We start from the raw sequence: 25,481 nt of genomic DNA on the forward strand, positions 1-25,481 counted from the left end.
ACTTCACTCATTCCATCCAACTCGATCAGGAGCAAACCCGCATGAACCGCAACGACGTTACCGAGAAGATCATCACCGTGAAGGTGTCCAAGGGCATTCAGTGGGCCGACGTGGCCAGGAAAGTGGGCCTCTCCAAGGAGTGGACCACCGCCGCATGCCTGGGGCAGATGACGCTCGACGACAAGCAGGCGAAGATCATCGGCAAGATCTTCGGCCTGACCGTGGAGGAGCAGATGTGGCTCAAGGTCGTGCCCTACAAGGGCTCGCTGCCCACGCCCGTGCCGACCGATCCGCTCATCTACCGCTGGTACGAGGTGGTGAGCGTCTATGGCACCACCATCAAGGAACTGATCCATGAAGAGTTCGGCGACGGCATCATGAGCGCCATCGACTTCAGCATGGACATCCAGCGCCAGGCCGACCCGAAGGGGGACCGCGTCAACGTGGTGCTGTCGGGCAAGTTCCTGCCCTACAAGACCTACTGACCCGCGGCCGTTCGGAAGTTCGGAAGACGCGGCCCCTCAGAAGGCCGCGTGCTCGGCCGGCTTCGGCCGCCACGCCGGGCGTCGGGGCGCCGAGATGCTGCCGCCTTCGATGGCGCCTGCAATCGAGCGTGCCACGGCTTCCACTGGCACCGCGATGCGCCGCCGCGTGACCATGCGCTCGAAGGTGCTGCAGGCGGCGATGCGGTCGGCCAGCGTGTTGTCAGCTTCGCTCACATCGGGGCGCACCACCGTCACGCGCACCCGTCCGGCATGCTCCTGCCGCAGCCCTTCTGAGATGGCGTCCACCGCGTACTGCGTGCCGCAATACACCGCCGAACTCGGCGACACGCCGTCCGCGGGCACCGGCGCCACGTTGACGATGTGGCCCCAGCCCTGTTCCTGCATCGTCGGGAGCACCGCCGCAATGCCCAGCAGCACGCCGCGCAGGTTCACGTCGATCATCAGTTCCCATTCGTCGATCTTGCGCGTCCACAGCGGCGAGCGCGGCATGACGCCCGCGGCGTTCACCAGCACGTCGATGCGGTCGTGCGTCTCGAGGGCGAACTCGGCAAACGCTTCCACGTCGGGCCGGTAGGTCACGTCGAGCCGCTGGAAGCTCGCCGTTCCGCCGGCCGCCGTGATTTCTTCCACCAGTGCTTCGAGCTGGTGGGTGCGCCGCGCGCCGAGCACCACCTTGGCGCCGCGCCGCGCCAAGAGCCGTGCAGCCGCTGCGCCAATGCCACCGCTTGCGCCCGTGATGAGGACGACTTTTTCCTGGATTGCGCTCATAAGAAACTCCTCGTGCTGGTCTGTTTGAACCATGGCGCAACGCTGCGCCGGCATGGTGACAAGTCTCGCGCGGATGGCGCCTCGGGCGTTAGACGAATCGAACGGCGTTCTTGCCTGATTCTGCAAAACGCGCGTCTTGGGGCTCAGCGCCGCGGTGTACTTTCGCGGTAGAGCACCATGCCGGCGTGGTACAGCACGCCGTCGCGAAAGTCGCCATCGGCCGTAAAGCCTGTGTCGTCGACGTAGTCGATGTGATCGCCGCGCAACGTGTAGCGGCCCTGGTAGGCGCTGCGGCGGTTGCCGCGCGCCTCGTCGTAGCGGCCGCCCGGCAGCAGTTCATGGCGGATGTAGCCGTCCTTGGTGACCCACATGCCGACATAGCGGTTCTGATCGGTCGGCGCGCGGGCCGGTTCGGTTTGCGAATGCGATGGCGCCGAAGCCATCGCCAGGGAGAGCGAGAGTGCGGCCAGGGTGCTGCCGCCGCGGTGCGTGGTGGTGCCGGTGGACATGGTGTGCGCCTTTCTTTCGATGGTGTGGATCGATCGGCCGGTTTGGCTTTTCGTGCCAGTCCATTGTGAAAAGAGCACCCCTGCGAGCGTTATCCGCTTCGTGTCGATTTTTTGCCCAATTCTGCGGAAGTCTGCGGAAGAATAGAGCGCCCCGAGGCTCACCCTTGAAAACCTCCAGACCCCGAACCATGCACATCGCTTTGGGAGTCGCCGCATTCGCAGCGTTGCTCGTGCTGGCGGGCATCGTCTACGAGCGCCTGGGCCAGTACCGGGCCGCGCGGGACTTTCCTCCGCCCGGAACAATGGTCGACATCGGCGGCCGGAAGATCCAGCTGGATTGCCGGGGCTCGGGCTCTCCCACGGTCGTGTTCGAGGCGGGGCTGAGCGTCGAAGGTTCGCTGAGCTGGACCGCCGTGCAGCCGAAGATCGCCGCCCACACGCGCGCCTGCGCGTACAGCCGCGCGGGCCTGATGTGGAGCGATTTCTCGAGCGGCCCCCACAGCGCCAGGCAGGTGGCGCAAGACCTTCATGCGGCGTTGACCAAAGCCGGCGAGCGCGGTCCCTTCGTGCTGGTCGGCCAGTCCATCGGAGCGCTTTACGCGATGGGTTTCACGAGGCACTTCGGCCCGGAGGTCGCGGGACTTGTCTTCATCGATCCCTCGCATCCCGATCAAGTCGAGCGCGTGGCGGGCTTCATGACCGAATCGCGTTCCATGTTGTCCCGGGTCGGCGTGGCGCTGGCCTGGACCGGTCTGCTGCGCGCGGCGGCCCCGGTGCTTCTGCCTCGGCCGCCGCACCGGACTGCACGCGATGCAGAGGCCATATGGGCTTACGCGCCCAAGTCATTGACTACGCAGCTCGCGGAGAGCGATTCGACCGACAGTACGCTTGCCGAGACCCGGGACTTTCAGGATCTGGGTAACCGCCCGCTGGTGGTGCTCACGGCAATGGCTCCCTACACCGCGGCCGAACTCCGGGGAATGAAGATCACGCCGGAGCAAGGAAGGCAGGTCCAGGCCATCTGGAAGCAGCTGCATGAAGAGCAGGCGACCTGGTCGTCTCGAAGCACCCACCGGGTGCTGCCGAATTCAGGGCACAACATCCAGCTCGAAGATCCGGATGCCGTGGTCGATGCGGTGCTGTCGGTGGTGCGTGCGGTGCGCGCGGGCGGAACTGCCGAGGCCCCGTAACGACCCCGCTGCAGCGGACCGATTCACGACGATGTTGTTACTCCCCGCTGCGCTCCGGGGTGAATAGAGTTGCCTTGCGGCGCCGCCCGAAGTGCGCCTCAAGGACTGGCGATGACCCGCAAGAGAAGCGAAGACCTCATGAGCTGCGCACAGCAAGCTCCCGGCCGAGTTGCAATGGCGCTCGAAATCCATGAAAGCATTGCGGCATGCAATGAACACCTTGCGCGGGGCAACGACGTCCATGCGCTCACGGCGGCGCTGATGTTGCCTTGCTACCTGGCCGAGTTCAGGAACCTGGTGTTGGGGCTGACCGAGGTGGAGGAGAACGAACTCAGGTCCGTTCTCGCAAGCTATTCCTTGGCTTCCTCGATGGAGTCGTCCCACTCGGCGCCCAGCGCAACCCGAATGTGCGATGCCACGGCCGAGAGGCGTGCATCGGACACGGCCACAGGCGGCGCGTCGTCCAGGTGATTGGCAATGATTTGAAGCTCGGCAGCCGCCTGCGGCGAGTATTTCAATACCGAAGCCAGGCATGTAGTCAGCGCGAATATGCGGCTTTCCGCGGCTTCCAGGCGCCGGGTGACTGCGTCGAGGTCCATTTTTCTTCTCTGCCTCGCGCAGAGGCCGTAATAGGAAACCTCTACCCTACGTCCTGCCGGTGGCCAAATATGTCGGCGAACATCCGGAGCGTGTGTCGGGCATCCCCCTGCCGGCGTCCCAGGATTGGTGCGCTCATCAATAGTGCGAGCCGATCTTCTCCGCGGCCCGTTCAGCCCGTTCAGCCCGTATATCCCGCCAACCTCGGCAGCAGCAGCACCATGTCCGGCCACACCGTCACCAGTGCCAGCGCGCCCAGCATCACCATGAGAAAGGGAAAGGTCTCGCGGATCAGCACCATCAGGGACACATTCGCGATCTTGGCCATCATGAACAGCAGCAGGCCGTAGGGCGGCGTCACCAGCCCGATCATGATGTTCAGCACCGCCATCACGCCGAAGTGCACGGGGTCGATGCCCAGCGCGGTGGCGGTCGGCAGCAGCACGGGCAGCATGATCAGGATGATGGTCGAGCCCTCGAGGAAAGCGCCCAGCACCAGCAGCAGAACATTCACCAGCAGCAGGAATCCGAGCGGCGACAGCTCGAGTCCCTTCATTGCAGTGCTGAGCGTCGCTGGAATGTTCTCTGACGTGATGACGTAGTTGAACACCATCGCGCCGGCAATGAGCATGCCGATGGAAATGCTCATTCGCGCACTGGAGAGCAGCGACTGGTACAGGTCCGCCCAGCGCATGCTGCGATACAGGCCTACCGAGATGAGCAGCGCATACGCGGCGGCAATGCCCGCCGCCTCGGTGGGCGTGGTCACGCCGCTGTACAGGCAGCCCAGCAGGATGACCGGCAACATGAGGGCCGGCAGCGCCTCGCGCGTGATGCGGGGCATTTCGCGCAGCGGCACCCTCGGCTCGACCGGAAAGCGGCGCCGGCGCGCCAGCACGTAGATGAGGCCCATCTGCACCACGCCCAGCAGCAGGCCCGGCAGCACGCCGGCAATGAACAGGTAGCCAATCGAAGTTCCGGACACCAGCGCATACAGCACCAGGGGAATGGAAGGCGGCAGGATCGGCCCGATCACGGACGACACGGCGCTCAACGCCGCGGCAAAGCCCGGCGTGTACTTGCCGTCCTTGGTCATCATCTCCTGCATCAGCTTGCCCGAGCCCGCCGCGTCGGCCAGCGCCGAGCCCGACATGGTGGCGAACACGATGCTCTGCAGCACGTTCACCTGCGCCAGGCCCCCCGGAAAGCGCCCCACGATGGCATTGCAGAAGCGCAGCAGCCGGTCCAGGATGCTGCCCGAGCTCATGATGGTGGCCGCAAGGATGAACAGCGGAATGGCCAGCATCAGAAAGCTGGAGTAGGTGCCGTTGAGCAACTGCTCCGCCGCGGCGCCCATGTCCATGCCCTTGAGGTACAGGTAGAGAACTGAGCCGCCGATCATTGCGTGGCCGATGGGCACGCCCAGGAGACTGAGCGCCACGATGACGTAGAGCGCCAGCGAAAAAGGACTGGTGAAATTCACAATGCGGATGAGGAAGAAGAGGGTGGTTCGTCCGTCAGCGGCGCGGGCCCGCGAACGAGTTGGCGCAGGCTCCGGGCAATCACGGCCACGACGAAGACCAGGTAGATGGCGTACATCACGTCCATGCGAATGCCCAGGTACGAGCTCTTCTCGACCTTCATGAAGCTCACGTAGGCGTACGAGGCCGGCAGCGACATGCCGAACAGCACGATCACGCCCAGCGCCGCAATGGCGCCGACGGCACGGCGCATGCGCGGGCCGGCATTCGCGGCGACGAAGTCCATGCGGATCTCGTCGGAATCCTTCAGCACGAAGGCCGCGCCCCAGAGCACCAGCCACAGCCACGCCGCCAGCGAAACCTCCGAGGTCCAGCCCACCGGCCAGTTGAACAAATAGCGCAATGCGATCTGCACGATGAACGCGACGAAGATCACTCCCAGAAACAATGCCGCCACCGCTTCGGCGAAGCGGTGCAGCAACGACAGCACACGGTCGAACATGGCTTTGGGGTTACTTCATGGCGTTGATCTTGTCGAGCATGCCGGGCGGCCAGTTCTTCGCATCGTCCGAGGCCAGGTAGGCCTTCTGCGCGTGGTCGCGAAAGGCGTTGATGTTGGGCACATACACCTCCAGGCCCAGCTTGCGGAAGCTCTCGGCCAGCTCGGCCTCGCGCTTCTGGTGCTCGGCCGTGCTCCAGGCAATCGCCTTGTCCGCGGCAGCCTGAAAGCTGCGCTGCTTTGCGGGCGGCATGGCCTGCCAGGTCTTCATGTTCACCGTAAGCAGGTCGAAGGCCACCAGGTGCGAGGTCAACACGATCTGCGACATCACCTCATTGAACTTCATGTTCTGAACATTGGGCAGCGGGTTGTCCTGCCCGTCGATGGCGCCCGTCTGCAGGCCGGTGTAGGTTTCCGCGTAGGCCATGGGGGTGGGGTTGGCGCCGAGCGAGCGCCCCAGCATCTGCCAGGTGTCGCCGGGCGGCATGCGCAGCTTCACGCCGGCCAGGTCGGCGGGCGTGCTGATGCGCTTCTTCGTCTTCAGGCCCACATGGCGCGTGCCGAAGAAGGTCGGCCCGAGGATCTTCACCTTCACCTGGTCTTCCACCATCTTCTTCATCTGCGCACCCAGGTCGCTCGCGAAGAACTTGCTCAGGTGATCGGGGTCGCGGAACAGGTAGGCCGAGGTCAGCAGCGACCAGGCCGGCACCTGCTTGGAAATATCCTGCGGCGCGATGTTGCCCATCTCCAGGTTGTCGCGCTGCAGGGCGACGAGTTCCGTGCCCTGGCGGAACAGCGTGGAGTTCAGGAACAGCTCGACCTTGTAGTCGGCCTCGATGTCCTTGGCGAACATCTTCATCATGTCGGCGCGGATGTCCTTGTCCGAAAACACCGCGGCAAACCGCAGCGTGGGCTGCGCCTGGGCGCCGGCCGGCAAGACGGCGCCGGCGGCCAGCGCGGCCCCTGCGCCCAGCAGCGTGCGGCGATCGATGGAAAAGGTCATGGTGGTCTCCTGTCGTGTTGTGATGATGAAGCGGGAACTCGGGGAACTCAGGCCGCCGGCGCGGCCGCCAGGCGCTGCGCCAGCGCCCGGATCGCCAGCTCGTAGCCGAACGGGCCAAAGCCGCAGATCACGCCCGTGGCGGCCAGCGAGACCAGCGAATGCTGATAGAGCGCGTCGCGGCGGTGAATGTTGGTGATGTGCACTTCGGCGATGGGCTGATCCAGCGTCTTGAGCGCGTCGAGCAGCGGAATCGATCGGAACGACAGCCCCGCGGGGTTGATGACGACGGCCGCGGCGCGCTCGCGGGCCTCTTGCACCCAGTCCACCATCACGCCTTCGTGGTTGGTCTGGCGAAACTCGCAGTCCAGGCCCAGCTCACCGGTGACGCCGCGGCACAGCTGCTCCACCTGCGCCAGCGTGGTGCTGCCATACAGGTGCGGCTCGCGCACCCCCAGCAGGTTGAGGTTGGGGCCGTTAAGGATGTAGACGATGGAACTCATGCGGCCGATTCTTCGGCGCGGCCACGAAAGACTTTCCAAACTGGAAACTGCTTTCATAATGCAGGATATGAGCATCTCACTCGACCGCGGCCTCTCCATGGTGGAGCACCTTGCACGGCATCCGCAGGGGCTGCCGCTCACGCTGCTCGCGTCGGAGCTCGACATTCCGCTTGGCGCCTGCCACCGCTTGCTGGCCGACCTGCAGCGCTGCGGCTACGTTCGCCAGACGCGCAAGCAGGGCGACTATGTGCTGACGACCAAGGTGGTGTCGCTGGGCCTCGGCTTCCTGAGCGGCGCCGGCATCGTGAACATTGCCGAGCCGCTGCTGGAGCGGCTCGCGCAGGCATCGGGCGAACTGGTGCGCCTTTCGATCGTGGATGAAGACCGCCTCACCTGGGTCGCCAAGTCGCAGGGCACGCGGCAGGCGGGGCTGCGCTACGACCCCGACATGGGCATGGATGCGCGCCTGTCGTGCACGTCTTCCGGCCACGCGTGGCTGATGACGCTGAGCGACGAACGCGCACTGGAGCTGGTCTCGCGCCAAGGCTTCGGCACGCCGGCGGAATACGGTCCGAAGGCGCCGACCACCATCCGCGCGCTGCTGGGCTTTTTGCATGCGGCGCGGGTGCGCGGCTACGCGATGATCGACGAGGTCTTCGCGCCCGGCATGGCCGCCATGGCGGCGCCGGTGTTCCGCCGCAAGGAAGTGATCGGCGTCATCAGCATTGCCGGGCCGCGCACGCGCCTTGGCAGCGAGCGCATGCATGAGCTGGCGCCCGCGCTGCTGGCCGCAACGGCCGAGCTCGGGCCGATCAGCAACGCGTCGAGCCTGTTCGGCCGCCCTTCGCTGGGCAAGGGCTGAGCGGCGCGACCCGGCTTGCCAGACCCGGCTTCTCAGTAAGGCGGCGCCTTGCGCGCCCGCTGCTCGCGCGCGGCGTCGGTCCACCACGCGAGGTCGTCGGCAAAGCGGCCGAATGAGCGCTGGAGAGATTCGCCCGCACTGCCCGTGGGCTTGCCGTCCGCGTCGAGCGTTTGCGAGATCGGCCCGACGGCGAGCGTGCTCGAGACGACGACCATGCCCATCTCCGACAGGATCGAATGCCACACGGTGCCCGAGCGCACGCCTGAAAACCGGCCGGCCGAATAGCTGGCAACGGCAGCAGGCCGCCAGAACCATTCTTCTAGGAAGTGGTCGGTGAGGTTCTTCAGGCCGGGCTGCGGGCCCCAGTTGTATTCGCCCGTCACGAAGACGAAGGCGTCCGCGCCGCGGATCTTCTGCGCCAGCGCTTCCATGGGGGCGGGCGCGGTGCCCTTGGGGTACTCCTTGTACATGCGGTCGAGCATGGGCAGGCCCACCGCCTGCGCGTCGATCAGTTCGGCCTCGGCACCTCGCGCGCCGAGGCCCGCCACCAGGTAGTCGGCCAGGCGAATGCCCATGCGGTCCGACCTGTAGGAACCGTAGAACACCAGGATCTTGTCAGCCATTCGTCGCTCCGTTGTCGAGGCCGGGCGGCCACGGGCGAAGGCTACAACATTGGCAGGTCGGCGCATTTGGTAGCAGCATCTTTCGAATCCTCTGGCTACCATTCCGGCATGAACAAGCCGCCTGCTTTTTGCACTGCCGCCATGGTGCTTGCCGCATCGGCCGGCCATGTGTTCGCCGCTCCCTCGGCGCAGGTGCTCGATGCGGTCAAGAAGCCGCAGTCGGTCGATCCGGACTGGCGCGCCCGCCTGTGCGCATTGCTGCCGCAGCCTTGCGACCCGCATGCGCTGGGCTTGTACCGGCTGCGCGGCGCCGCGGCAAACAGCTTTGCAGTGCTCTCGGCCGAGCCGCTGGCTATGGCGCGCATCAGGCGCGACAAGGACGCGAAGACCTGGCAGCTCGAGCGCCTGCACGACTTCAGCGCCTATGTGGCCGGCATGAAGAAAGACGCCGCAGCCGGCATGTCCGACACGCGCCTTTCGCTTGCACCGGCACTCTATCCGCTGGCCGAAGGGCAATGGGCCATGGCCGTGCTGCAGACCGTGTCCGAGATGTATTCGGGCGGCGGCGCCTCGTTCAGCAAGGCCGACTTCGTGCCGCTGGACGACACCCGGGCCGTGCACGAGGGGATTCCTTTTTCTTGCTCGAAGATGATCCGCGCCTGCTTCAGCGAAAAGGAATACAAGAGTTCGAAGCATTGCCACGACGAGAGCAACGGCAGCCTTCGCATTGCCTACGAAGAACCCAACAAGCCGGGCGGACCCTACAGCTGGCAATACACGTGGCTGCAGAGCGAGTGGCCCGCCAACACACCCGCCAGCGGCACCACCACCACGCGTCTTCACTTCACCGCCAAGACCACCGAAAGGGTGAGCTTCTGCGGCGGACCGCAGTAGCTTCGGTGCGCGTTTCCATCCGCGTGCGCCCCTGTGCGCACGCGCCCGAGTGGCACGCATTCTGCTTAGAAGAAAACATCCAGGAGAAATGCCGGCTCGGTGCTTCGAGTTAGTGCATTACCGAAGGCGACAGCCCGTAACGCTCAGGTCCCCAGACTGGATGAATGACTAACGCTGGAGAGCGCTGCCCGGCGTCCTGAACAAAAGGACTCCGAGGGCGGCCGCCGAAGGGGCAAGCCATGCGCGATGAGCGTGCATGGTGAATCTCTCAGGCCAAAGGACAGCAGGGGCATCTCGCGCAGTGCGCGGGGTGGCCTTGCGCGCTTCCGGAGCCTTCTTCTTCATGACCTTTGCCAGAGCGCACCGCGCATCGTTCCCTTCTTCATCGGGTGTGCCGAGGCCTGCGCACGCACGCAGGCGCCTGCCCGAATCGCCCCCCCGTTTTTCGCTGACTTTCCTCACGATTTTTTCAACTGGAGAACCGAAGATGCTGTCGAAACGAAACCTGAAAGCCGTTGTCGTGGGCGCCATGCTCGCTATTGGCGTTGCAAGCGCGTTCGCACAAGAGGCGGGCAAGGTGCTGCGGGTGGTGCCCCAGTCCGATCTGAAGATTCTCGATCCGATCTGGACCACCGCGTTCATTACGCGCAACCATGGCTATGCCGTGTACGACACGCTGTTCGGTGTGGACGAGCAGGGCAAGGTCAAGCCGCAGATGGTCGACAAGTACACCACCAGCGCCGACGGCAAGACCTGGACGTTCACGCTGCGCAAGGGCCTGGAATTTCATGACGGCAAGCCGGTGACCTCGGAAGACGTGCTGGCGTCGCTCAAGCGATGGGGCCAGCGCGACGGGCTGGGGCAGAAGATGTATGCGGCGCTCGACAAGGCCGAGGCCGTCGACGCCAACTCATTCAAGCTGGTTTTCAAGGACACCTTCGGCATGGTGCTGGACGCGCTGAGCAAGCCCTCGTCGAACCCGCCTTTCATCATGCCGGCGCGCGTGGCCGCCACGCCGCCCGACAAGCAGATCGACGACGCCACGGGATCGGGCCCCTACATCTTCAAGAAGGACGAGTACCGCCCGGGCGAGAAGATCGTGTACCTGAAGAACGCCAAATACGTGCCCCGCGCCGAAGCGCCCTCGGGCACGGCGGGCGGCAAGAACGTGTATGTGGACCGCATGGAATGGGTCATCCTGAAAGATGCGCAAACGCAGGCCAACGCGCTTGCCAACGGCGAGGTCGACATGATCGAGTGGCTGCCGCCCGAGCAGTACACGGCGCTGAAGGGCAACACGTCCATCACGGTCGACAACCCGATTCCGAAGGGCTCGTTCGCGCTGCACCTGAACCACGTCATTCCGCCCTTCGACAACCCGAAGATCGCGCAGGCCGCCATCATGGCCATCAACCAGGAGGCGCTCATGCGCGCCCAGATGGTGCATAAGGAGCTCTACAACAGCTGCGCATCGGTGTACCCGTGCGGCACGATCTTCTCCAGCGACAAGACCGGCTACTTCACCGGCAAGCCGCAGTTCGAGAAAGCCAAGGCCCTGCTGAAGGATGCCGGCTACGACGGCAAGCCCGTGGTGCTGATGTACCCGGCCGACTTTGCACTGCTCAACAAGTTTCCGCCCGTGATGGCGCAGCTGCTGAAGCAGGCCGGCTTCAATGTCGACATGCAGTCGATGGACTGGCCCACGCTGGTGACGCGCCGCGCCAAGAAAGACCCGGTCGACAAGGGCGGCTGGAATCTCTTCATCACCGGCTGGGGCATTGCCGACAACATGAACCCGATGTTCTATGCGCCGCTCACGGGCAACGGCGAGAAGGGCTGGTTCGGCTGGGCCACCGACGAGAAGCTGGAGCAGCTGAAATCCGACTTCCTCGCGACGGCCGACGAACCCCGGCGCAAGGAGCTGGCCACGGCCATCCAGCAGCGCGTGTACGACACCGGCATCTACGCGCCCATCGGCGAATACAAGCCGCTCACCGCCTACCGCAAGGCTGCGGTGAGCGGCGTGGTGCGCTCGCCCGTTGCCGTGTTCTGGAACATCAAGAAGAACTGACGGGCGCTCTTTTCTGGAAACCCCATGCTGATCTTCCTTGCGCGCCGAATCCTGTCGACCGTGCCGGTGCTCGTCATCGTTGCGCTGATCGTGTTTCTCATGCTCCGGCTGGCGCCCGGCGATCCGGCGGCCGCCATCGTGGGCGACAGCGGCACCAGCGAGAACATCGCCAAGGTGCGCGAGCAACTGGGGTTGAACGAATCGCTCCCCGTGCAGTTTCTGCACTGGAGCGGCCGCTTGCTGCAAGGCAACCTGGGCGAGTCCTACTTCATGAAGAAGACGGTGGTGGAGCTCATCGGCCAGCGCATCGAGCCGACGGTGTCGCTCGCGGCGGTGACGCTGGTGGTCACCATCCTCATCGCGGTGCCGCTCGGGGTTGTTGCGGCCTGGCGGCACGGCGGCTGGCTCGACCGCATGCTGATGGGCTTTTCGGTCATGGGCTTTTCCATACCGGCGTTCGTGATCGGCTATGTGCTCATCTGGATCTTTGCGCTGCACCTGCAGTGGCTGCCGGTGCAGGGCTACCAGCGGCTGAGCCAGGGGCCGCTGCCCTGGATCAAGCACCTCATCCTGCCGTCGATCACGCTGTCGATCATCTATGTAGCGCTGATTGCGCGCGTCACGCGTGCGGCCGTGGCCGAGGCCATGACCGAGGACTACATCCGCACCGCGCGCGCCAAAGGCATCTCGGAAAAGCGGGTGCTCATGCGGCATGCGCTTGCCAACGCGGCAATCCCCATCGTCACGGTGATCGGCATCGGCATTGCACTTCTGATCGGCGGCGTGGTGGTTACCGAAACCGTGTTCGCCATTCCGGGCCTCGGCCAGCTCACGGTGGATGCGGTGCTGTCGCGCGACTTTCCGCTGATACAGGGCATCACGCTGTTCTTTTCAGTCGTCTATGTGCTGGTCAACCTGCTGATCGACCTGAGCTACCTGGTGTTCGATCCGCGCATTCGCTATTGAGGCGCAAGAAGAAGCAAACACATGACCGATTCACTTGCCACTCCCATGCCTGCAGGCGAAGCCATCGTCGAACCATTGCCGCCGCCCAGGCGCCGGTCGCTGCTCAAGCGCATCCTGGCCGACTGGTCGGTGCGCGCCGGCGGCGGCGTGCTGATGCTGCTGGTGCTCATCTCGCTTGCCGCGCCATGGCTCGGCACCATCGACCCGACCGCCATCGACCCCGGCAGCGGCAACCTCTTGCCCGGCACGCGCGGCGAGTTCAACAGCCTGGCGGGCGACATTTTCGAGCACCTGTTCGTCATGGGCACCGACAGCCTGGGCCGCGACATCTGGAGCCGCACGCTCTACGGTGCGCGCGTGTCGCTCACCGTGGGCGTGTCAGTGGCCGTGCTGGCGGTGGTGTTCGGCATGCTCGTCGGCTTGCTGGGCGGCTACTTCCGGCGGCTCGACAGCGCGATCATGCGGCTGATGGACGGCGTCATGGCCATCCCCGGCATTCTGTTTGCGATCAGCCTGGTGGCGCTGTTCGGCGGCAAGCTGCTGACAGTGGTGGTGGCCATTGCGGTGCCCGAGATTCCGCGCGTGGCACGCCTCGTGCGCTCGGTGGTGCTCACGGTGCGCGAAGAGCCGTATGTGGAAGCGGCCATTGCGCTGGACACGCCGACGTGGAAGATTCTTGTGCGCCACATCCTGCCGAATGCCATTGCGCCGCTCATCATTCAGGCGACCTATGTGTGCGCCTCGGCGATTCTTGTCGAAGCCATCCTGTCGTTCCTCGGCGTCGGGCTGCCGGCCGACATGGCGACCTGGGGCAACATCATGGCTGAGGGCAGGGCGCAGTTCAACCAGTTCCCGCACAACGTGCTGTTCCCCGGTATCTTCCTGGCGCTCACGGTGCTGGCGGTCAACATCCTCGGTGACGGGCTGCGCGACACGCTCGACCCCAAGTTCAACAAGCGCGGGGGCTGAACATGACGCAAGCACCTGTTCTTTCCGTTCGCGACTTGGCCATTTCGCTTCCGCGCGGCGGCGATCGGCCGCATGCGGTCGACAAGATTTCCTTTGACGTGCCGCCCGGCAAGATCGTGTGCCTGCTCGGCGAGTCGGGCTCGGGCAAGTCGGTCATCGCCAATGCGGTGATGGGGCTGCTGCCTTCGGCCCTGGTGCCGGTGCGCGGCGCCATCGAACTGCAGGGCGAGAACCTGCTGGCCGCAACGCCCGCGCGCCTGCGCCAGCTGCGCGGACCGTCGATGGCCATGGTGTTCCAGGAACCCATGACCGCGCTCAACCCGGTAATGACCTGCGGTGCGCAGATCGACGAAATGCTGGCGCAGCACGTGCAGATGGGCTCGGCCGAGCGGCGGCAAAAAATCATGGCCATCATGGCGCGCGTTCGGTTGCCGGAGCCCGAGCGCATCTACGCTTCGTATCCGCACCAGCTTTCGGGCGGGCAGCGCCAGCGCATCGTGATTGCGATGGCGCTCATCCTGAAGCCCGTGCTGCTCATCTGCGACGAGCCGACCACCGCGCTCGACGTGACCACGCAAGCCGAGATCTTGCGGCTCATTCTCGAACTGCAAACCGAGAACGGAACGGCCGTGCTCTTCATCACGCACGATTTCGGCGTAGTTGCGGAAATTGCCGACGAGGTGGTGGTGCTGGAGCTGGGCGCCATGATCGAGAAGGGCGACAAGATGGCGGTGCTCACGGCCCCGCGCGAGCCCTACACGCGGATGCTGCTCGATGCCGTGCCCGAGCTCTCGCCGCCGCGCCGGCCGCCGGTGGTGGACAACTATCCCCTGCTCAACGCGGTGAACATCTGCAAGACCTACATCACGGGCAGCTGGCCCGGCAAGCGCCGCACGGTGAATGCGGCGCGCAACGTGTCGCTCGAAGTGCGGCCCGGCGAAACCGTGGGCATCGTGGGTGAATCGGGCTCGGGCAAGTCGACGGTGGCGCGTTGCATCGCGCGGTTGATCGACCCGAGCTCGGGCGACATCTTTGCAGACGGCCGCTCGGTGGCGCATGTCAAAGGGCGCGCGCTGTCGCCGTTCCGGCGCACGGTGCAGGTGATTTTCCAGGACCCGTACCGTTCGCTGAATCCGCGGCAGACCGTGGGTGCCTCGATCGTCGAAGGCCCGGTCAACTTTGGAACGCCCTACGAGCAGGCGTGGGCGCGCGCCGAAGAGCTGATGCGCCTTGTGCGCCTTTCACCCGATGCGCTGCGCCGCTACCCCAGCGAGTTTTCGGGCGGCCAGCGGCAGCGCATCTCGATTGCGCGCGCGCTGGCCTGCGATCCCAAGGTGCTGATTGCCGACGAGGCCGTGTCGGCGCTCGACGTCTCGGTGCAGGCGCAGATCCTTCGGTTGCTCGACGAGATCCAGCAGCGGCTGAAGATCGGCATTCTCTTCATTACCCACGACCTGCGCGTGGCCAGCCAGATCTGCGACAGCGTGCTTGTCATGAGCCAGGGCGAGATCGTGGAGCGCGGTTCGGTGCGCGACGTGTTCTTCGCGCCCAGCCACGACTACACGCGCAAACTGCTGGCAGCGGCGCCGGGCCGCGACTTTGCCTTTGCACGCAGCTGAAATTCTTCGTTCCCACGTTCAAGAAAAAAGGGATTCCATGAAAGTCTTCATCGCCGGTTTCCAGCACGAGACCAACACTTTCGCGCCCAGCAAGGCGGACTGGGCCGCATTCAACGCCGGCTCGAGCTTTCCTCCGTACCGGCGCGGCACAGAGATCATTGCCGCCTACGCGGGCAAGAACATTCCCATCGGCGGCTTCATCGATGCGGCGCGCGAGAACGGCTGGTCGCTCGTGCCGTCGGCATGGGCAGGTGCCACGCCGTCGGCCCACGTAACCGAAGACGCGTTCGAGCGCATTGCGGGGGCCATCACCGAAGACCTGGCCGCCGCGCTCGCGCAGGGCGGCATCGACGCGGTGTATCTCGACCTGCATGGCGCGGCCGTCACCGAGCATCTTGAAGACCCCGAAGGCGAACTGATTGCGCGCATCCGCAAGCTCGTCGGGCCCGACGTTCCCATCGTTGCGAGCCTTGATCTGCACGGCAACATCACGGCGCAAATGCTGGCCGAGGCCGATGCGCTGGCCACCTACCGCACCTATCCGCACGTCGACATGGCAGACACCGGGAAGCTGGCCGCCCGGCTGCTCGCGCGCCGCATTGCACGCGGCACGCGAGAGCCGCTGCATGCGCGGCGGCTTTCCTTTTTGCTGCCGCTCAATGTGCAATCGACCATGATCGAGCCGGCCGCCTCGGTGTACCGGCTGCTCAAGGAGCTGGACGAAAAGCACGATGCGGTGCTGAGCTTTGCCACCGGCTTTCCGGCTGCCGACATTGCCGAATGCGGCCCGGTGGTGTGGGGTTATGGCGACGACGCGGGTGCCGCCGTTGCCACGCTGTTCGAGCGCATCGACCAGCCACGCTCTCAATGGCGGCTCGAAGTGCTGGAGCCGCGCGCCGCGGTAGCCCGTGCGCTTTCGCTGGCCGAAGGCGCCGGCAAGCCGGTGGTCATTGCCGACACGCAGGACAACCCCGGCGCAGGCGCGGACAGCAACACTTCGGGCATGCTGCACGCGCTGCTGGCCGAAGGCGCGGGCAAGCGCTACCCGGGCAAGATCGCGCTCGGCCTGATGTTCGATCCCGCCGCCGCGGCGGCCGCCCACGAGGCGGGCGTGGGCGCGCAGATCCGCATCGGCGTGGGCACCTCGGTGCCGACCTGGGGCGGCAGGTTCAGCGACAAGCCGGTGGAAGGGCTGTTCACCGTGCGGGCGCTGAGCGACGGCGTCGTGACCTTCAAGGGCCCGATGTTCCGGGGCGGCGCGGTGCAGTTGGGCCCGAGCGCCTGCCTCGAGATCGATGGCGTGCTGATTGCCGTGGGCAGCGGCAAGAGCCAGATGCTCGACCGCGAGCTGTTCCGCTTCGTCGGCATCGAGCCGGAGGCGATGAAGGTGCTGGTCAACAAGAGCTCCGTGCACTTTCGCGCCGACTTCGCGCCCATTGCGAGCCACATTCTCGTGGCCAAGGCGCCCGGTCCGATGGCGGCCGACCCGGCCGACCTGCCGTGGACCCGGCTGCCCGCCTCGATGGCGCTGCAGCCCTGAGCAGACCTTCCGTCATCCATCCACCCATTCGCAACACGAGACCACGATGCCTCAAAGCGCCCAGCACTACCTCGAGTACATGAGAAAGAATGCCGCCGAATTCGTCACGGTGCGCCAGAAGATCCACCAGAACCCAGAGCTCGGCTTCGAGGAATTCGGCACCAGCGACCTGGTGGCCGAGCGCCTCACCGCCTGGGGCTATGACGTGGAGCGCGGCCTGGGCGTGACGGGGCTCGTGGGCCGCCTGAAGCGCGGCAGCGGAACGCGAGCCATCGGCATTCGCGCCGACATGGACGCATTGCCCATCGAGGAGAAGACTGGCCTTGCCTACCGCAGCGGACGGCCCGGGATCATGCATGCGTGCGGGCACGACGGCCACACCGCCATGCTGCTCGGCGCGGCCAAGTACCTCGCGCAGCACGGCGAGTTTTCGGGCACGCTCAACCTCATCTTCCAGCCGGCCGAAGAGGGCATGGGCGGCGCCGTGAAGATGATGGAAGACGGCCTGTTCGAAAAGTACCCGTGCGATGCGGTCTATGCCATGCACAACTCGCCGGGGCGCCGGCAGGGCGATCTGGTGTTTCGCGAGGGCGCGGCCATGGCCTCGTCGGACTACGCCACCGTCACGCTGACCGGCGTGGGCGGCCACGGCGCCATGCCGCACCGCACGGCCGACCCGATCGTTGCTGCGTCGAGCATCGTGATGGCGCTGCAGACCATCGTCTCGCGCAATGCCGATCCGCAAGAGATGGCGATCGTGACCGTGGGTGCCATTCACTCGGGCAAGGCCAACAACGTGATTCCCGAAACGGCGGTGCTCGAGATCAGCGTGCGTTCGCTCAACCGCGAAGTGCGCGTGCTGCTCGAAAAACGCCTGAAGGCCATCGTCACGGCCCAGGCCGAGAGCTTTGGGGTGAAGGCCCAGGTCGACTACCGCAAGGGCTATGCGGTGCTGGTGAACACGCCCGAAGAAACGGAGTTCGCACGCCGCATCGGCTACGAGCTGGTGGGCGCCGAACACGTCGAGCCGCAAGGCCCGGCGGTTACCGGCAGCGAGGACTTCGCGTTCATGCTCGAGAAGAAACCCGGATGCTATCTCTTCATCGGCAACGGCGCGACAGGCGAGCACGGCGGCTGCATGGTGCACAACCCGGGCTACGACTTCAACGACAGCAACCTGCCGATCGGCGCGGCTTACTGGGCGATGCTGGCCGAGAGCTACCTGCGATAGCGGGTAAAACAAATGCGGTGCGCCGGCCTCAGCGCCGCGGAACCGTCACCGCGCCCACATGCATCGTGCGCCCCGCGCCGAGGCCCGCAATCACCAGCGCAATGCCCAGCCCGATGAAGAGCCACGACGATGCGCGGAAGCTCCCGGTCCAGCCATGCAGCAAGCCGGCAAGCAGCGGGCCGCACGCGGCCACCATGTAGCCCACGCCTTGCGCCATGCCCGAGAGGTGCGCCGCCACATGCGAATCGGGCGAGCGCAGCACCATGAACGTGAGCGCGAGGGCAAAGGTGCCGCCTTGCGCAATGCCCAGCAGCACGGCCCAGAACCACACGCCGGAGAGCGGCGCAAACAGCATCGCCAGCATGGCGGCCAGGGTGAGCAGGGCCAGCCCCACGGCAAGGCCGCGCTGGTTGCGCAGCTTTACCGCCACCGCGGGAACGACGAGGCAGGTCACCACCTGCGTCATCACGGCGAGCGACACAACGTAGCCGGCGGTTTCGCCGCCGAGCCCGCGCTCGCGCAAGATCGGCGCGAGCCAGCCCATCACGATGTACGCGAGGGCCGACTGCAACCCCATGAAGAAGGTGACCTGCCAGGCCAGCCGGTCGCGCCAGAGCCCGCGCACGGTAAAGCCCGATTCGCTTGCCACCGGCTTCAGCGGCAGGGCCTGCGGCGCCCAGATCAGCGTGACGAGCAGGGCCGGCAGCGCCCACATGGCCAGCGCGGAGGTCCAGCCGCCGCCCAGTGCATGTTCGAGCGGTACCGTGAGCCCCGCGGCGCTGGCCGCGCCGCCGCACACCGCCATGGTGTAGAGGCCCATCATCAGCGCCGCCTGTCCAGCGAAGTCGCGCTTCACCAAGCCCGAGAGCAGCACGTTCGACACCGCAATGCCGCTGCCCGCAACGGCCGAAGCCACGAACAGCAGCGGGATGTTGCCGGTGCCGCGCAGCGCGGTGCCCACCAGGATGAGCAGCATGCAGCCGAGCAGCGTGCGCTCGGTGCCGAAACGCCGGCCCAGGCCCGGCGCCAGCGGCGCGAACACGCCCAGGCAGACGATCGGCAAGGTGGTCAGCAGGCTCGCGGCCGTGGCCGAAAGGCCGGTGGCCGCCATGATTTCGGGCAGCATCACCGAAAGGCTGGCAAACACTGGCCGCAGGTTGAAGGCAATCAGCACCACGCTCGCACCCAGCAGGATGCGGCGGGCCAGGCTCGGTGCCGGCGTGGGGTGCGGGGCGGGCATGCTGTCGGCCTCGGCGTCGATCAGCAGTTCACCGGCGGCCCGGTTCGTGGAGAAGGGCACTGCGCTCATCGGATGCCCTTCATGGCTCGGCTCGCGAGAGCGCGTCGATCATGGGTGCCATGAAAGCGCGAACTGCTTCCGCGGCGCGGTCGGGGTCGCGGCTGGCAATGGCTTCGACGATGGATTCGTGCGCCGCCTGGTCGGGTTCCGGCAGGCTGGTGCCGATCGAACTGCCGATGGTGTCCTTGATGTAGCCGGTAATGAAGCGGCAGGTTTCAGCCAGCGCCAGGTTGCCCGAAACGTCGACGATGGCCAGGTGGAAGTCCAGGTCACGCTGGATGAAGCTTGCGCCGCCATCGCTTGCGTCCGGCAAGCCGCGTTGGTCGAGCAGCGCCCTCAGGTTGCGCAGGTCCTTGGCGGTGTGGCGCACGGCGGCAAGCCGGGCGGCTTCTACCTCGAGCGCGCGGCGCACCTCGAACTGGTCGCGCAGGCTCGCGCGCCGCATCTTCTGCAAGTTGGCTGACGGGTCGAACCCCGAGCGCACATAGGTGCCGGAGCCCTGCCGCACTTCGAGCAGGCCGCGCGAGACCAGCGTTTTGACGGCTTCGCGCACGGTGCCGCGGCTCACGCCGAGAAGCAGCGCAAGCTGCGGTTCGATGGGAATGCGTGAACCGACGGCCCAGCGGCCGGCCGAAATTTCGGCGCGAATGCTGTTGGCGGCGCTGTCGGCCAGGGAGGTTCGGGGTGCTTGGGCCAGCATAGGAGTCAGAAAGGCCTATTCATTGAATCATTGGATGAATTGTCCGCCGGCTTCAATGCCGCAGTCGCAAGCAGGGGATTGCAGCTACCAGCTGCCGGATGCCCCGCCGCCGCTGCTGGAGCCGCCGCCCGATGAAGATGACGAAGACGACGACGAGGAAGAAGAGCTGCTGGAGGAACTGCTGCCGCTCCAGCCACTGTCGCCCGAGCTGTAGCGAACGCGGCCCGCGCCGTTCCCATTGCCGAAGGCGAGCGGAAGAAAGGCGAATGCCGATGTCACCACAGCCACCAACGTGAGCGGCATCCACATCGTGTCCTCTGCAATGCCCTGGAAGGCCGTCGCGCCCATCACGGCCATGGCACCGAGCACGAAAAGAAGGCGCAACCCGAAGCTGGCGAAGCTTGCGCGCCAGGCATTGCGCATGCCGAACGCCACGCCCGAGGCGAACGCAAGGCCGATCGTGGCGGCGAACAGATACATGGCGCCCTGCAGCAGCACGTCCGCTCCCACCCTGCGGGCCGCCACGACGAGCAGCACGATCAGCAGCACCGCGGCGGCGGTAACGCGCCGCGCCGTGCGCGAGCGGGCGCAGGCCATTCCCAGCCCGAAGCCGAGCGGGGCGGGCATCGTCGCAAGCATGAAAAGCATCACAGGTTCGCGCAGGATGACGGCGGCCGCCAGCGCAGGGGCCATGAGCATGCCGAACGACAGCTTCCAGTGGGAATGGGCGCGCAAGAAAGAATCCGGGGCCGGGGCGGCCGCGCGCCTGCGCTTCGGCTTGCCGGACCGCCGGCTGTGCCAGATGCCCACGCCAACGCTCCAGAGCAGAACGCCGAAGAGGGCCCAGCCCGCAGGCGTCACGCGGCCCATGCCGGTGGGGCCGCTTTCTTCCGGCTCTTCCTGTGCTTGCAGCGTGTGCTGTTCGTCCTCCGGCGTGTCCGGCTCGGCGATCATCATGGAGGGCTGCGTGCCGGCCCGCTGCGACAGCACCTGCAGCATCGCCTCGATGCCCTCCGCGAACTCGCCCTTGCGAAAGGCCGGCGTCATCTGCTCGTCGATGACGCGGGCGGCCTGTATGTCGGTGATGGCGCCTTCCAGGCCCGTGCCCACCTCAATGCGCATGCGGCGGTCTTTCAGCGCCACCAGCAGCAGCACGCCGTCGTCTTCTTGCTCGCGGCCCAGCTTCCAGGCGGCGAAGACACGCGTGGCGTACTGCTCGATCGAGTCTTCCCCGGTGGTCGGCACGATCAGTACCGCAAACTGCGCCTGGGTTTCGTTCTCGATGGATGCAATCTGCTGCCGCAAAGCCTCGGCTTGGGAGGGCTTCAGCGTCTTCGTCAGATCGACCACGCGCGACTGCATCGGCGGCACAGGCACCGGCTTGGCTTGCGCCGGCAAGGGCCACGCGAGCAATGCCGCCACATGCAGGCTCAACCACCACCAGAGCCGCAGAGCCCGTACCCCGCCGATGATCGCCTTCATCGGCGGGCGTTTTTCGCAACCACGCCTGCGCCGCGTACTTCGATCCTGCGCTGGTCGACCACCTTGCCCGTCGCGTCGACGAGTTCGATCACGTGGCGCCCCGGCCAGGGCAGCCATTGCGCGCTGTTGCCGCGCGCAAAGTGCTTGCCGTCGATGCGCCATTGCACGCCGCGGCCTTCGGACTCGAAGCGCACGCGCTGGTGCAGCGGCGGAATGTCCGGGTCGAGCGCGATGATGGTGCCGTCGACCGGCGCGATGATGCGCGCCGCCGCGGTGTTTGCCGCCGGCGTGCCCGCGCCGGTGTCGAGCGCAAAGAGCGGCTGCTCCGTGCCCTGCAGGAACCACTCGCTGCGCGCCGCTTCGAGCGGATTGCCGTCGGCGCCGGGACCGAAAGCCACGCGCGCCTCCACCAGGCCAGCGGGCGGCCTGGGCGCGCGGCTCGGCTCGCGTGCGTGCAAAAAGCGCATTACCTCGGCCCACACCGGGGCTGCGCCGCTGGTGCCGCTCACGTCCCACATCGACGCGCCGCTCGCGTTGCCGACCCACACGCCCACCGTGTAGCGCTGAGACCAGCCCACGGCCCAGTTGTCGCGCATGTCCTTGCTGGTGCCGGTTTTCACCGCGGTCCAGAAGCGCGTGGAAAGAATGCTGTCGAGCCCGAAGGTGCGCGTGCGCGCGTTCGCGTCGGACAGGATGTCGCCGACGATGAAGGCCGCGGCCGGGTCAAGCATGGGCGCGGCGGCGGATGCGTTGTCCCCAGCCTTGGCTTTTGTTGGCGAGGCCGCTGGCGGCGCGGCCGTGCGCGCCGTGAGCGTGGTCGTCTCGTAGCGCCCGCCGTTGGCCAGCATGCGATAGGCATTGGTGAGCGACAGCAGCGATACCTCGGCGCTGCCGAGCGCGAGGCTGTAGCCATAGTAGTCGCCGTTTTCGCGCAGCGGCAGCCCGGCCGCGCGCAACTGCCGCGCGAACGATTCGGGCGACACCATCACCAGCGTTCGCACGGCCGGCACGTTGAGCGATGCGGCAAGCGCCGTGCGCGCCGACACCGGCCCCTTGAACTGGCGGTCGTAGTTCTGCGGAATGTAGAGGCCGCTGGCGGTGTTGATCTGCGCCGACGAATCGTCGATGAGCGATGCCGCGGTGAGCCGCCGTTCGGCAATGGCCTGTGCATAGAGCAGCGGCTTGAGCGTGGAGCCCGGCTGGCGCAGCGCGGTGACGGCATCGACCTCGGCCGCCTGGCTCAGCGGGCCCGACGAGCCGACCCATGCCAGCACCTCGCCGCTCGCGTTGTCGAGCACCACGAGCGCGCCGTCTTCCACATGGCGGCCGCGCAGTTCCTTCAGGTGGCGCTGCAGTGCGTCGAGCGCAAAGCGCTGCAGCGGCGCGCGCAGGGTGGTGCGCACGGCTGTTTCCCTCGGGCCTGCTTGCCGCGCGGGCGCCGCGGACTTTGCGGTGGCTTCGGCTTCGGCCAACTCCTTCAGCACGCGCCGCGCCGCATGCGGCGCAATGCCTTCGTTCGCATCGAACGCCCGCCGCTGCACCGCCGCGCTGGTGAACATGTCGAGCGCATCGCAGTCGATCTTCTGGCCCGGCTCCATTGCGCGCATGACCTCGCATGCGCGCTGCGCCACCTGCGCGGGCTTGGCGTTGGGCGCGCGCACCAGCGCCGCGGCCACGGCCGCCTCGCGCGCGTCCAGCCCGCTCGGCGCCTTGCCGAACAGCGTGCGCGAAAGCGCATCGATGCCTACGATCTCGCCGCGGAACGGCACGGTGTTGAGGTAGGCCTCCAGGATCTGGTCCTTGCGCCAGTTGCGCTCCAGCTGAGTGGCCGCCATCGTCTGGCCGATCTTCTGCGTGAAAGTGCGCCCGCTGTTGGCGCGGCGCAGGTCTTCGTCGAGCAGGCCCGAGAGCTGCATCGTGATGGTCGAGGCGCCGCGCGTGCGGGTGTTCCACAGGTTGGCCCACGCCGCCGACGACACCGCGCGCCAGTCGATGCCGCTGTGCTCGTAGAAGCGCCGGTCCTCGCTCAACACCATGGCCATGCGCAGCGCCGGCGACACATCGGCCAGCGCAATCCATTGGCCGCGCCGCACCGTGGCGTCGGTGCGCACGCGCTGCAGCAGTTCGCCGTTGCGGTCGAGCACCGCGGTGTCCGACGAGCGAAACCCGCGCTTCACCTCGTCGAAACTCACCGCACCGGCGGCAAACGCCAGGCCCGGCTGCATGCAGCTTGCCACGATCAATGCAGCGGCAAGATGGCTGGCGGTAAATGACGGGCGATGCATGGAGGGCGTGAACTGGAGGCGGGCAAATAGATGTCGAAGCCGCGCCATTCTCGGCGATGCGCCCACGGGAACTGCACCTACTCCGACTCGGGCGTGCCGCCGCCTCCCTTGCTCAGAAATTACAGCCAAAGTTCGCAGCAAGGTTCCACATCCGGTAACGAACTTCACGCCCAAGCGTCATTCGGGATACGCAGCCGAGACGGAGGTGGCCTTAAATGCAGACGACGGCTTGCGGAGGCAGGCCGCGTTTAAAAACTCCAAGGAGAAAATCATGAAAAAGACATTGGCCATTCTGCTTGCCGCATCGGCTGTTCTGGCCGGCTGCGTGGTTGCACCTTACGACCGTCCGCCTCCGCCGCGCGGCCAGTACTACGGCGGCGACCGAGACCGCGACGGCGTGCCCAACCGCTATGACCGCGACCGCGATGGCGACGGGGTGCCCAACCGCTACGACCGCAGGCCGAACAACCCGTATCGCTGATCCAGGCTGCAGCGCGCCTCAGACGGGCCGGCGCGCGAGCAGCGCCCACACGCCCGCCGCGCTCAGCAGCGAGCCGCCCGCAAGGTTGAAGCGCCGCTGCGCGCGCGGCGATGAAAGCAGCTTGCGGGCCGATCCCGCAAACACCGCATAGAGCGTGGCATTGAGCGCCGCCATGGCCACGAAGGTGACCGCCAGCATCCACAGCTGGCGCGTCATGTCGGCCGCAGGGCTCAGAAACTGCGGCAAGAACGCGACGAAGAACACGATGCCCTTGGGGTTGAGCGCCGTCACCAGGTAGGTATTGGCAAACAGCCGCCAGCGCGAATCGGGCGCCGCAGGCGCCGCGACTTCGGACGACGTGATGCCCGCGCGCAGCAGCTTGATGCCGAGGTACAGAAGGTACAGGCCGCCCGCCCACTTCACCACCGTGAACCAGAACGCCGAAGCGGCCAGCAGCGCACCCAGGCCGAGCAGCGAAACCACCAGCGCCGTCGAATCGCCCAGCGCCACTGCCGCCACCAGCGGCACATTGGCGCGCCGGCCATGCGACATGGAATAGCTGATCACCGTGAGGATGGTCGGGCCGGGAATGATCAAGAGCACGGCAGATGCCGCCACGAAGGCGAGCCAGAGTTCAACGGGCATGAAAAGTCTCCAGGGTTGTTGTTGCGTTCAGGTGCCGAAGCGCGCGGCCGACCTGGCCTTGGCGCGCTCCGCCTCGATGGCCCGGTCGCGCGGCTCGGCAGTGGTAACCAGCGAATCGATCAGGCGCGCAGCCGTTGCAGCCACTTCGTCGACCGCGCGCTCGAAGGCCTCCTGGTTGGCCTTGGAAGGCACGCTGAAGCCGCTGAGCTTGCGCACGAACTGCAGCGCCGCAGCGCGGATCTCCTGCTCGGTGGCCGGAGGCTCGAAGTTGTAGAGGGTCTTGATGCTTCTGCACATGGGAACTCCATTTCACTCGATCAGTCCGCGCTCCGCGGCCTGCGCCTGGTTCTCGAAGACGGCCATGGCGGTCTTCATGCGCCTGAAGCCGAACTTTTCGTAGAAGGACTCCTTGCCGGCCACCGCATACAGAATGATCTTGCGGTGGCCCTTCGAAAGATCCATGAGCCGAGAGACGAGCTGCTTGCCGAGGCCCGTGCCCTGATGCGTGGGGTGCACCGCGACGTCGCAGATGTAGGAGCAGTCGAGCCCGTCGGCCACTGCACGCCCGGCGCCGACCATGCGGCCGTTGTCGTACACGAAGCACTTGAACATGCTGTTGGAGAACACGAGCTTCAGGCCGTCGGGCTGCTTGTTGCCGAGCGGTGCGGCCTGGTAGAGCCGGGAGAGTTCCTCCCAATCGATGCCTTCGAGCGAATGGCGCCATTCGAGTGTCATGGAGCGAGCCTCTCTGTTTTTGGCC

General features: G+C 66.2%; 26 protein-coding genes and 1 riboswitch. Of the genes, 11 read left to right on the forward strand and 15 right to left on the reverse strand.

Features of this window, described 5'->3' with window-relative positions; all coding sequences use genetic code 11:
- Positions 1 to 41 precede the first annotated feature (41 nt).
- Positions 42 to 485: a cyanase gene (gene cynS, locus V9K97_RS06490; RefSeq protein ID WP_337317089.1), complete on the forward strand. Its 444-nt coding sequence runs from the start codon at positions 42 to 44 to the stop codon at positions 483 to 485.
- A 36-nt stretch (positions 486 to 521) separates the two neighbouring features.
- Here cynS and V9K97_RS06495 read toward each other — a convergent pair whose 3' ends face one another.
- Both V9K97_RS06495 and V9K97_RS06500 read right to left on the reverse strand, forming a co-directional pair.
- Entirely contained in the window at positions 522 to 1,274 is a 753-nt protein-coding gene (locus V9K97_RS06495; RefSeq protein WP_337295612.1) for an SDR family oxidoreductase, read from the reverse strand.
- Positions 1,275 to 1,417: 143 nt separating this feature from the next.
- Positions 1,418 to 1,783 (reverse strand): Atu4866 domain-containing protein, encoded by a 366-nt coding sequence (locus tag V9K97_RS06500; protein WP_258504649.1) that lies wholly within the window; start codon positions 1,781 to 1,783, stop codon positions 1,418 to 1,420.
- A gap of 188 nt (positions 1,784 to 1,971) precedes the next feature.
- Between V9K97_RS06500 and V9K97_RS06505 the strand changes: the two genes are divergently transcribed.
- Entirely contained in the window at positions 1,972 to 2,973 is a 1,002-nt protein-coding gene (locus tag V9K97_RS06505; RefSeq protein ID WP_337317091.1) for an alpha/beta fold hydrolase, read from the forward strand.
- Positions 2,974 to 3,323: 350 nt separating this feature from the next.
- Here the strand turns inward: V9K97_RS06505 and V9K97_RS06510 are convergent, their stop codons facing one another.
- From V9K97_RS06510 to V9K97_RS06530, 5 genes are all read right to left on the reverse strand, one after another.
- On the reverse strand, positions 3,324 to 3,572 hold the full coding sequence (locus V9K97_RS06510) for a hypothetical protein (RefSeq protein ID WP_258504654.1): 249 nt from the start codon (positions 3,570 to 3,572) through the stop codon (positions 3,324 to 3,326).
- A gap of 179 nt (positions 3,573 to 3,751) precedes the next feature.
- Positions 3,752 to 5,053, reverse strand: a complete 1,302-nt coding sequence (locus tag V9K97_RS06515; RefSeq protein WP_337295610.1) for a TRAP transporter large permease — start codon at positions 5,051 to 5,053, stop codon at positions 3,752 to 3,754.
- Positions 5,050 to 5,553, reverse strand: coding sequence for a TRAP transporter small permease (locus V9K97_RS06520; protein ID WP_337317092.1), 504 nt, complete (start codon positions 5,551 to 5,553; stop codon positions 5,050 to 5,052). Before V9K97_RS06520 ends, V9K97_RS06515 begins: the two co-directional genes overlap by 4 nt.
- 10 nt (positions 5,554 to 5,563) lie before the next feature.
- Positions 5,564 to 6,553, reverse strand: a complete 990-nt coding sequence (gene dctP / locus V9K97_RS06525; protein ID WP_337317094.1) for a TRAP transporter substrate-binding protein DctP — start codon at positions 6,551 to 6,553, stop codon at positions 5,564 to 5,566.
- Between the two features lie 47 nt (positions 6,554 to 6,600).
- Positions 6,601 to 7,053 carry a type II 3-dehydroquinate dehydratase gene (locus tag V9K97_RS06530; protein ID WP_337317096.1) on the reverse strand — a complete coding sequence of 151 codons (453 nt, stop codon included), beginning with the start codon at positions 7,051 to 7,053 and terminating at the stop codon, positions 6,601 to 6,603.
- A gap of 67 nt (positions 7,054 to 7,120) precedes the next feature.
- On the opposite strand from V9K97_RS06530, the gene V9K97_RS06535 reads away from it, so the two are divergent.
- Positions 7,121 to 7,915, forward strand: a complete 795-nt coding sequence (locus tag V9K97_RS06535; RefSeq protein ID WP_157612753.1) for an IclR family transcriptional regulator — start codon at positions 7,121 to 7,123, stop codon at positions 7,913 to 7,915.
- A gap of 32 nt (positions 7,916 to 7,947) precedes the next feature.
- Here V9K97_RS06535 and V9K97_RS06540 read toward each other — a convergent pair whose 3' ends face one another.
- Positions 7,948 to 8,538 carry an NADPH-dependent FMN reductase gene (locus V9K97_RS06540; RefSeq protein WP_258504660.1) on the reverse strand — a complete coding sequence of 197 codons (591 nt, stop codon included), beginning with the start codon at positions 8,536 to 8,538 and terminating at the stop codon, positions 7,948 to 7,950.
- 108 nt (positions 8,539 to 8,646) lie between these two features.
- On the opposite strand from V9K97_RS06540, the gene V9K97_RS06545 reads away from it, so the two are divergent.
- From V9K97_RS06545 to V9K97_RS06575, 7 genes are all read left to right on the forward strand, one after another.
- Positions 8,647 to 9,432, forward strand: coding sequence for a hypothetical protein (locus V9K97_RS06545; RefSeq protein WP_337317098.1), 786 nt, complete (start codon positions 8,647 to 8,649; stop codon positions 9,430 to 9,432).
- A 164-nt stretch (positions 9,433 to 9,596) separates the two neighbouring features.
- Positions 9,597 to 9,726, forward strand: a riboswitch (glycine riboswitch).
- Between the two features lie 193 nt (positions 9,727 to 9,919).
- Entirely contained in the window at positions 9,920 to 11,503 is a 1,584-nt protein-coding gene (locus tag V9K97_RS06550) for an ABC transporter substrate-binding protein (protein WP_337317100.1), read from the forward strand.
- Positions 11,504 to 11,527: 24 nt separating this feature from the next.
- A complete protein-coding gene (locus V9K97_RS06555) occupies positions 11,528 to 12,469 on the forward strand; it encodes an ABC transporter permease (RefSeq protein WP_337317101.1) in 942 nt (313 codons plus the stop codon).
- Between the two features lie 21 nt (positions 12,470 to 12,490).
- Entirely contained in the window at positions 12,491 to 13,438 is a 948-nt protein-coding gene (locus V9K97_RS06560) for an ABC transporter permease (protein WP_443302757.1), read from the forward strand.
- A 2-nt stretch (positions 13,439 to 13,440) separates the two neighbouring features.
- On the forward strand, positions 13,441 to 15,057 hold the full coding sequence (locus V9K97_RS06565) for an ABC transporter ATP-binding protein (protein WP_337317103.1): 1,617 nt from the start codon (positions 13,441 to 13,443) through the stop codon (positions 15,055 to 15,057).
- Positions 15,058 to 15,094: 37 nt separating this feature from the next.
- The gene (locus V9K97_RS06570) at positions 15,095 to 16,597 is read left to right on the forward strand and encodes a M81 family metallopeptidase (RefSeq protein WP_337317104.1); all 1,503 of its coding nucleotides are present in this window, start codon (positions 15,095 to 15,097) and stop codon (positions 16,595 to 16,597) included.
- A 46-nt stretch (positions 16,598 to 16,643) separates the two neighbouring features.
- On the forward strand, positions 16,644 to 17,828 hold the full coding sequence (locus V9K97_RS06575) for a M20 aminoacylase family protein (protein ID WP_337295602.1): 1,185 nt from the start codon (positions 16,644 to 16,646) through the stop codon (positions 17,826 to 17,828).
- A gap of 28 nt (positions 17,829 to 17,856) precedes the next feature.
- Here V9K97_RS06575 and V9K97_RS06580 read toward each other — a convergent pair whose 3' ends face one another.
- From V9K97_RS06580 to pbpC, 4 genes are all read right to left on the reverse strand, one after another.
- Positions 17,857 to 19,137 carry a CynX/NimT family MFS transporter gene (locus V9K97_RS06580; RefSeq protein ID WP_337317106.1) on the reverse strand — a complete coding sequence of 427 codons (1,281 nt, stop codon included), beginning with the start codon at positions 19,135 to 19,137 and terminating at the stop codon, positions 17,857 to 17,859.
- Between the two features lie 10 nt (positions 19,138 to 19,147).
- Positions 19,148 to 19,828 carry a FadR/GntR family transcriptional regulator gene (locus V9K97_RS06585; RefSeq protein ID WP_337295600.1) on the reverse strand — a complete coding sequence of 227 codons (681 nt, stop codon included), beginning with the start codon at positions 19,826 to 19,828 and terminating at the stop codon, positions 19,148 to 19,150.
- 84 nt (positions 19,829 to 19,912) lie between these two features.
- Positions 19,913 to 21,310, reverse strand: coding sequence for a TPM domain-containing protein (locus tag V9K97_RS06590; RefSeq protein ID WP_337317107.1), 1,398 nt, complete (start codon positions 21,308 to 21,310; stop codon positions 19,913 to 19,915).
- Entirely contained in the window at positions 21,307 to 23,595 is a 2,289-nt protein-coding gene (pbpC, locus tag V9K97_RS06595) for a penicillin-binding protein 1C (protein WP_337317109.1), read from the reverse strand. Before pbpC ends, V9K97_RS06590 begins: the two co-directional genes overlap by 4 nt.
- A gap of 271 nt (positions 23,596 to 23,866) precedes the next feature.
- Between pbpC and V9K97_RS06600 the strand changes: the two genes are divergently transcribed.
- Positions 23,867 to 24,076: a thrombospondin type 3 repeat-containing protein gene (locus V9K97_RS06600; protein WP_258504674.1), complete on the forward strand. Its 210-nt coding sequence runs from the start codon at positions 23,867 to 23,869 to the stop codon at positions 24,074 to 24,076.
- Positions 24,077 to 24,094: 18 nt separating this feature from the next.
- Here the strand turns inward: V9K97_RS06600 and V9K97_RS06605 are convergent, their stop codons facing one another.
- The 3 genes from V9K97_RS06605 to V9K97_RS06615 are packed head-to-tail and all read right to left on the reverse strand — an operon-like array spanning position 24,095 to position 25,456.
- The gene (locus tag V9K97_RS06605; protein ID WP_337317110.1) at positions 24,095 to 24,721 is read right to left on the reverse strand and encodes a LysE family translocator; all 627 of its coding nucleotides are present in this window, start codon (positions 24,719 to 24,721) and stop codon (positions 24,095 to 24,097) included.
- A gap of 27 nt (positions 24,722 to 24,748) precedes the next feature.
- Entirely contained in the window at positions 24,749 to 25,018 is a 270-nt protein-coding gene (locus tag V9K97_RS06610; RefSeq protein WP_281149528.1) for a DUF2277 domain-containing protein, read from the reverse strand.
- A gap of 12 nt (positions 25,019 to 25,030) precedes the next feature.
- Complete coding sequence (locus V9K97_RS06615) at positions 25,031 to 25,456, reverse strand: GNAT family N-acetyltransferase (protein ID WP_337317111.1); 426 nt, start codon at positions 25,454 to 25,456, stop codon at positions 25,031 to 25,033.
- Positions 25,457 to 25,481: the final 25 nt, after the last annotated feature.

The sequence above is a fragment of the Variovorax sp. CCNWLW186 genome, from assembly GCF_037203865.1.
GTDB lineage: Bacteria > Pseudomonadota > Gammaproteobacteria > Burkholderiales > Burkholderiaceae_C > Variovorax.

Excerpts from the sequence above, each read along its gene's own strand:
- cynS (WP_337317089.1), top strand. The coding sequence starts at position 42 with ATGAACCGCAACGACGTTACCGAGAAGATCATCACCGTGAAGGTGTCC.
- V9K97_RS06495 (WP_337295612.1), bottom strand. The coding sequence starts at position 1,274 with ATGAGCGCAATCCAGGAAAAAGTCGTCCTCATCACGGGCGCAAGCGGT.
- V9K97_RS06500 (WP_258504649.1), bottom strand. The coding sequence starts at position 1,783 with ATGTCCACCGGCACCACCACGCACCGCGGCGGCAGCACCCTGGCCGCA.
- V9K97_RS06505 (WP_337317091.1), top strand. The coding sequence starts at position 1,972 with ATGCACATCGCTTTGGGAGTCGCCGCATTCGCAGCGTTGCTCGTGCTG.
- V9K97_RS06510 (WP_258504654.1), bottom strand. The coding sequence starts at position 3,572 with ATGGACCTCGACGCAGTCACCCGGCGCCTGGAAGCCGCGGAAAGCCGC.
- V9K97_RS06520 (WP_337317092.1), bottom strand. The coding sequence starts at position 5,553 with ATGTTCGACCGTGTGCTGTCGTTGCTGCACCGCTTCGCCGAAGCGGTG.
- dctP (WP_337317094.1), bottom strand. The coding sequence starts at position 6,553 with ATGACCTTTTCCATCGATCGCCGCACGCTGCTGGGCGCAGGGGCCGCG.
- V9K97_RS06530 (WP_337317096.1), bottom strand. The coding sequence starts at position 7,053 with ATGAGTTCCATCGTCTACATCCTTAACGGCCCCAACCTCAACCTGCTG.
- V9K97_RS06535 (WP_157612753.1), top strand. The coding sequence starts at position 7,121 with ATGAGCATCTCACTCGACCGCGGCCTCTCCATGGTGGAGCACCTTGCA.
- V9K97_RS06540 (WP_258504660.1), bottom strand. The coding sequence starts at position 8,538 with ATGGCTGACAAGATCCTGGTGTTCTACGGTTCCTACAGGTCGGACCGC.
- V9K97_RS06545 (WP_337317098.1), top strand. The coding sequence starts at position 8,647 with ATGAACAAGCCGCCTGCTTTTTGCACTGCCGCCATGGTGCTTGCCGCA.
- V9K97_RS06550 (WP_337317100.1), top strand. The coding sequence starts at position 9,920 with ATGCTGTCGAAACGAAACCTGAAAGCCGTTGTCGTGGGCGCCATGCTC.
- V9K97_RS06555 (WP_337317101.1), top strand. The coding sequence starts at position 11,528 with ATGCTGATCTTCCTTGCGCGCCGAATCCTGTCGACCGTGCCGGTGCTC.
- V9K97_RS06560 (WP_443302757.1), top strand. The coding sequence starts at position 12,491 with ATGACCGATTCACTTGCCACTCCCATGCCTGCAGGCGAAGCCATCGTC.
- V9K97_RS06565 (WP_337317103.1), top strand. The coding sequence starts at position 13,441 with ATGACGCAAGCACCTGTTCTTTCCGTTCGCGACTTGGCCATTTCGCTT.
- V9K97_RS06570 (WP_337317104.1), top strand. The coding sequence starts at position 15,095 with ATGAAAGTCTTCATCGCCGGTTTCCAGCACGAGACCAACACTTTCGCG.
- V9K97_RS06575 (WP_337295602.1), top strand. The coding sequence starts at position 16,644 with ATGCCTCAAAGCGCCCAGCACTACCTCGAGTACATGAGAAAGAATGCC.
- V9K97_RS06580 (WP_337317106.1), bottom strand. The coding sequence starts at position 19,137 with ATGAGCGCAGTGCCCTTCTCCACGAACCGGGCCGCCGGTGAACTGCTG.
- V9K97_RS06585 (WP_337295600.1), bottom strand. The coding sequence starts at position 19,828 with ATGCTGGCCCAAGCACCCCGAACCTCCCTGGCCGACAGCGCCGCCAAC.
- V9K97_RS06590 (WP_337317107.1), bottom strand. The coding sequence starts at position 21,310 with ATGAAGGCGATCATCGGCGGGGTACGGGCTCTGCGGCTCTGGTGGTGG.
- pbpC (WP_337317109.1), bottom strand. The coding sequence starts at position 23,595 with ATGCATCGCCCGTCATTTACCGCCAGCCATCTTGCCGCTGCATTGATC.
- V9K97_RS06600 (WP_258504674.1), top strand. The coding sequence starts at position 23,867 with ATGAAAAAGACATTGGCCATTCTGCTTGCCGCATCGGCTGTTCTGGCC.
- V9K97_RS06605 (WP_337317110.1), bottom strand. The coding sequence starts at position 24,721 with ATGCCCGTTGAACTCTGGCTCGCCTTCGTGGCGGCATCTGCCGTGCTC.
- V9K97_RS06610 (WP_281149528.1), bottom strand. The coding sequence starts at position 25,018 with ATGTGCAGAAGCATCAAGACCCTCTACAACTTCGAGCCTCCGGCCACC.
- V9K97_RS06615 (WP_337317111.1), bottom strand. The coding sequence starts at position 25,456 with ATGACACTCGAATGGCGCCATTCGCTCGAAGGCATCGATTGGGAGGAA.